Raw genomic sequence first — 5,618 nt, forward strand, 5'->3', positions numbered from 1 at the left:
TAATTATTCATTTTCAATTTTAATTCTGAATTATTATAAGGGGCTGTTTTTTCAACATCCCCTTATATACAGTATTTATATAGTTATTTAATAATTTTGCTTACTAAATCCCTAATTTTTAATTTTTATTTTCTACATTGCTAAAGTTACTATTCCTGCTAAAGATAAAGCAAGTAATACTATACCAGCAATTACTCTATATATAGCAAAGATTCTCATTGGTTTCTTCTTTAAGTAACTTACAAACATATCCATAACTATTATTGATACAATAAATGCTACTATAAACCCAACTATTAAAGCTACTATATATGTAGAATTCATTATAGAATAATCAAAGTTAAATAAATCCATAGCTGAAGAACCAACCATAGCTGGAACTGCTAAAAAGAAAGAAAACTCTGCTGCTACTGGAGTTGAAAGTCCAGCAACCCAACCTCCCATTATAGTAGATGCACTTCTTGACATTCCTGGCCACATAGATAAAACTTGGAATAATCCAACCTTTAATGATTGCATTGGAGTTAAGTCAAAAACATCTACAGTTGGAGTTTTACCTCTCTTAGATGTCTTATTTCTAAATAAGTTTTCCATAATAATTAATAATATACCACCAACTATAAAACCAACTATAACTGCTGAAGGTTTAAATAAACCTTTAATTTTGTCATATAAAGTTAATCCTATTATTAGTGCTGGTATTGATGCTATAATTACGTTTATACCAAATTGAAAGCCTTTCTTTCCTTTTTTTCCACCTGAAAATATAAAAGTAAAGAAATCTACAACAGCTCCCCATAATTTATTCCAATATAATACTACTACCGCAAGTATCGCTCCTAGCTGAATTACAACTTCAAACATAGCTGCAAATTCTTCTGCTCCTGCTGCTCCTGATCTAAATCCAATTAAACTACCAACTAAAATCATATGCCCAGTAGATGATACAGGTACAAATTCTGTTAGACCTTCTACTATTGCTATTATTATAGCCTTAAATATATAGATAAAATCTAAACCCATTATTTTCCCTCCTTAAAACTTCCTATATTACAACAATTTTTATTATAACTGTATTATTATTTACTGTCTATTACCTAAAATATTAAGATTTTCTTATTAATTACTTACTTCAATTGAACTTACTGTATTTTCTCCATCTAAAGAAAGAGAAATAACATTATCACCTTCATTAAATAATATATCTGTATACTTATTCACTTTTCTATATTCATTATCATTTTCTTTTAAATAGTATTCATCTAGTATTTTTCCATCCTTAAAAGCCCCAACAATAAAGCTTTGTTTTTTATTATCCTTATCTTCAGCCTTTTCTTGTTTTTTCATTAATATTAAATAAGCTTTTTCATCCTTAGTTTCTGTTTTATCTATAGGATTCTTATTAATTATATCTTTATTCTCTGTAAATATAGTAGGACCTACATAATTCCCCTTAAATTTTAAAGCTATAGAGTCCGTATCCTTAATATAAGTTATATAACTATTACTTCTTTTCATATCAGTAGTATTATCAATGTTAATTGTATATGTATATAATGTTTTCTTTAGCATTGGAATATAATCACTTCTCTTACTACTTCCTGTATAATTATAATTTCTAATATCATTTTCTAGAACTTCCATAGCACTACAAGGGAACCCCTCATTATCAAAGTATCCCTTATCTATGAAGTCGATCATAACCCACTTGTTATATTCTTTACTCCAATATTCAACAATATAATATGATTTTTCTTTATTAGATCCTACATTAGTTCTTTTAAATTCACCAACTCTTGCTGTGTATCCTAGACTTTCAAGGAAATCTCTATATATAATCCCAAGGTCCTTTGCCGACACCTTCTTTTCACCTGTTTTTTCCTTAAGAATATCAAATCCATTTATCCTACTTGTGCTTGGCACATCATCAAATGTAATAATATTTCCTAAAACCTCAGCAACCTTAATCGCCTTGTTAAGTTGTCCATCTACACCTTTAACCTTTGCTTCTAAATCATAATTATCTTTTAAAACCTTTATCTTTTCATCATCAGACTTACTATAAAAAAACTCTATATTATTTTCATTATATATATTGTCCCATTTTTTTATTGATAAATCATTAGTAAACTTACCATTAAAAGTATAGATAAATGCTAATGCACAAATCATAATTACGATTCCAGCAATAAGAATTCTCTTAAATATCTTCATATAAACTCCCCCTATATACATAGTATTAAAATAGTGCTGTCGCACAATGAAAAATTAAGAATGAATAATGAAAAAATTAATGAAAAAACTCCCGAAGGAGTTTTTAAAAGAAATTAATTTTAATAATTCTTCATTTTTAATTTAGACTATTTTTGCAACAGCCTCATAATTAACAATATTAATTATTTGCAAATTTATCTTTATGCTATTTTAAAAGATTAGATCAATACCAGCTGTATCAAATTCTTTTGTTTCATCTTCTAAAAATTCATCATAAAGCTTCTTCGCTTTATTATAGTTGCTTACTAACTTTTCCTTAATAGCTTCATCTAATGAAACAGGCATATCTTCATAAGCAGACTTAATATTATCAAAACCTCTTGCAATATCATTTTCAACAGTCATATAATACCATCCTGCATTATTTAAAGCTATCGAATCTTTCTCATTCATTGAGTAAGCTTTTCTAATTAGTTCTATTCCCTCATCAAAATTCGAGTTATTAAGATATATTGTACCTAATATTCTATAATAATCTGAATTATTTTCATCTAGTTTTATTGCTTCTTCTAAATATGGAATTGCTTCATCATATTTTTCATTTTTAATCTTAAAGTCAAAAATTTTCTTATATAAACTACTATCTTCTTTTTTTATTTCTAACAATAATTCATAGTATTTCATACCTTTATCATTATTTGATTGATAATTAGTATAATAATCTGCAACACTCATTATCAACTTATAATTAAATGGATCCTTTTGAAGAGCTGTTCTATAATAAACTTCTATTGGTTCAAATTTGCCCATTGCAATTTGAAGTCTAGGAAGTAAACTTCCATAAGTATTTGAATATTTAGAATCAGCAAGTACTGCCTTTTTTGCATAGCTTAGTGCTTCTTCTAATTTATTATTATATTCACTCTTTAGCGATAATAAATAATATGTTGTGTATGACTCTTTATTCCATGCTTTTGCTTTCTTTGCAGCTTCATTTATATAGTCTTCTGCTTCAGCTTTTTCCCCAAGGTTATTGTAAGCTTCAAAATTAACTAAATCTACACCTATGTTAACTATACCATCTGCTTCTAATTCCTTAGTTAATTCAACAGCTTTTTCAGATGTATTTTTTGATATAGCATATGTCTTAGCTAATAATGTCTTATATGCATTATCTCCCGTAACATTAACCTTTTTTTCTAGACCTTCGATTAATTTTTTATTATCATAAACATAAATATTATTTATAACATCATAAATCTTAAGCTCGTTTTTATCTATTTCCATAGCAGATTTTAAAAGTTCTAGTCCTTTATCCCATCTGTCTAACATTACATTCATATTAGCAACTACTGCTGCGTCATAAGCCGATTTATCGTCTAATGGATATTTTTCTATTAATTCTTCTGCTTTATATGTATATCCTTTAACTAAATATGCTTGAAATAATATATTTAATGTATCTTTATTACTACAATAATCACTAATATATTTTTCTCCAAAGGTAATAACTTCATCATATTCACCATTTGATGCAAATGTAAATAACATGGAGTTAGTTAATTCAATGTCTTTTTCCTTATATTTAGCATAACCCTCTTCTTTTATTATTTTATCTCTAATAACTATTATTTCCTTTAAAAGAGAGTTTGATTTCTTTGTTTCACCTTTCAATGAATAAATATCAGCAATTTTAGCACTCCACATAGGCCAATCTTCTTTACTTTGAAGAGATTTATACTCTTCAACAGCCTCATCATACTTATTATCATAAGCCAAAACTTCGGCAGTATTTTTAGTAATTTCAACTTGTTCTATAGCAGTTGTCCCTCTAATAACTAGTACCATAAATAATATTAACAAACATGATGTACCAATTATTACTATAGGTTCCGTATATTTATTCTTTTCATTTGCTTTTTTATACTTTGTAGCTACTTTTTCACATGCCCTTTTTATAAATCTAAAAAACGACGAAAAACCTCGTGACACCTTTCTAATAAACGGTTTCACCGGCTTCAATATAGCAGAAAAAAGTGATTCAGTCTCCTTCATTTCTACCTCCACAAATTAAGATTATCTTAGTGTTTAACGATATTATAAATTTTATCAAAGTTTTTAAGTATTTACAATTAAATATTTAAATTTGTAAATATAAATTTAAAAATTGGAGTTTAAATCACCCCAATTTTTAATCACTATTTAAATATTATAATTTATTAAGTAATTTAATGTAGATTACTAAGTTATCTAGATTTCCTCAAATAAATTTAGTCAAAATAGAATATATAGCCGGTGCTAAAAATACAGTCATAATCCCTGCTATTCCTATTGATAAAGAACTCATTGCTCCTTCTGTTTCTCCTAATTCAAAAGCTTTTGTAGTTCCAACAGCATGAGATGCTGTTCCTATTGCAATACCCACAGCAACTCTATCATTTATTCTAAATACTTTACATATTAATGGCCCTATAACAGCACCTATTATTCCTGAAACAACTATAGCTAATACAGTAACTGGTGCTAATCCACCTAACTGATTAGTTATTTCTATTCCTATTGGAGTTGTAACAGACTTTGAAACTAAAGAAATTGTTAGTATCTCTTCCATACCTAAAATATTTGAAATCCATACCACTGAAGAAATACTTACCGCACTTCCTATTAAAATCCCCATTATTATAGGAAGTAAATACTTTTTCAAAAGTTGCAATTGTTTATATAAAGGAACTGCCAAAACAACCGTGGCTGGTCCTAAAAACATATTTATAAATTCTCCTCCACGATTATAATCTTCCACACTTACATTGAAAATTATTAAAAATCCAATTACTAAAATAATTGCAATTAAAAGCGGATTAAATACAGGGATTTTTGTTTTCTTATAAATAAACAATCCAATTTCAAAGGCTACTAAAGAAATAACTAATCCAAATAAAATATTTTCTGTTAATAAACTCATTTCTATCCTACTTCCTTTCTTACTTTCCCTTTTTAGCCTTAATAACTAACTGTACTATAGTCCCCGTTACCACTATCACTATTGCTGTGGTCACAATACATAATACTAAAATTGATATAAGGTTAGCTTTAATTAAATCAAATGATGAAATTAATCCAACACCTGCTGGTATAAAGAAGAAAGCTAAATGATCTAGAAAGAAATTTGATACACTTTCTATTTTTTCTACCTTAATAACTTTAGTCATTAATAATAATAACAAAATTATCATTCCTAATATATTTCCTGGTAAAGGAAGTGAGAATCCTTTGGAAATAACCTCTCCAATTAAATATATACCGAGGATTAATATTGCCTCTCTAAAAATCTTCATTTTATTATCCTCCTTAACTATCTAAATTATAATTTATCACTAATAAAAAGATATGTAAATCCATTAAAC

General features: G+C 27.2%; 5 protein-coding genes. All 5 read right to left on the reverse strand.

Annotated features, from left to right (window positions below; translation table 11 throughout):
- Positions 1-132: 132 nt before the first annotated feature.
- Entirely contained in the window at positions 133-1,023 is an 891-nt protein-coding gene (locus E6248_RS12260) for an undecaprenyl-diphosphate phosphatase (RefSeq protein ID WP_316341087.1), read from the reverse strand.
- A gap of 96 nt (positions 1,024-1,119) precedes the next feature.
- The gene (locus E6248_RS12265; protein WP_316341088.1) at positions 1,120-2,214 is read right to left on the reverse strand and encodes a hypothetical protein; all 1,095 of its coding nucleotides are present in this window, start codon (positions 2,212-2,214) and stop codon (positions 1,120-1,122) included.
- 210 nt (positions 2,215-2,424) lie between these two features.
- Complete coding sequence (locus tag E6248_RS12270; protein WP_316341089.1) at positions 2,425-4,269, reverse strand: tetratricopeptide repeat protein; 1,845 nt, start codon at positions 4,267-4,269, stop codon at positions 2,425-2,427.
- Positions 4,270-4,474: 205 nt separating this feature from the next.
- Entirely contained in the window at positions 4,475-5,176 is a 702-nt protein-coding gene (locus E6248_RS12275; protein ID WP_316341090.1) for an LrgB family protein, read from the reverse strand.
- A 19-nt stretch (positions 5,177-5,195) separates the two neighbouring features.
- Positions 5,196-5,549, reverse strand: coding sequence for a CidA/LrgA family protein (locus tag E6248_RS12280; RefSeq protein ID WP_316341091.1), 354 nt, complete (start codon positions 5,547-5,549; stop codon positions 5,196-5,198).
- Between the last annotated feature and the right edge of the window lie 69 nt (positions 5,550-5,618).

Origin of the sequence: Clostridium sp. (genome assembly GCF_032552055.1) — a bacterium.
Taxonomy (GTDB): domain Bacteria; phylum Bacillota; class Clostridia; order Clostridiales; family Clostridiaceae; genus Clostridium.

What these genes read in the sequence shown, in the direction of transcription:
- E6248_RS12265 (WP_316341088.1), bottom strand. Translation starts at nt 2,214, where the DNA reads ATGAAGATATTTAAGAGAATTCTTATTGCTGGAATCGTAATTATGATT.
- E6248_RS12275 (WP_316341090.1), bottom strand. Translation starts at nt 5,176, where the DNA reads ATGAGTTTATTAACAGAAAATATTTTATTTGGATTAGTTATTTCTTTA.
- E6248_RS12280 (WP_316341091.1), bottom strand. Translation starts at nt 5,549, where the DNA reads ATGAAGATTTTTAGAGAGGCAATATTAATCCTCGGTATATATTTAATT.
- E6248_RS12270 (WP_316341089.1), bottom strand. Translation starts at nt 4,269, where the DNA reads ATGAAGGAGACTGAATCACTTTTTTCTGCTATATTGAAGCCGGTGAAA.
- E6248_RS12260 (WP_316341087.1), bottom strand. Translation starts at nt 1,023, where the DNA reads ATGGGTTTAGATTTTATCTATATATTTAAGGCTATAATAATAGCAATA.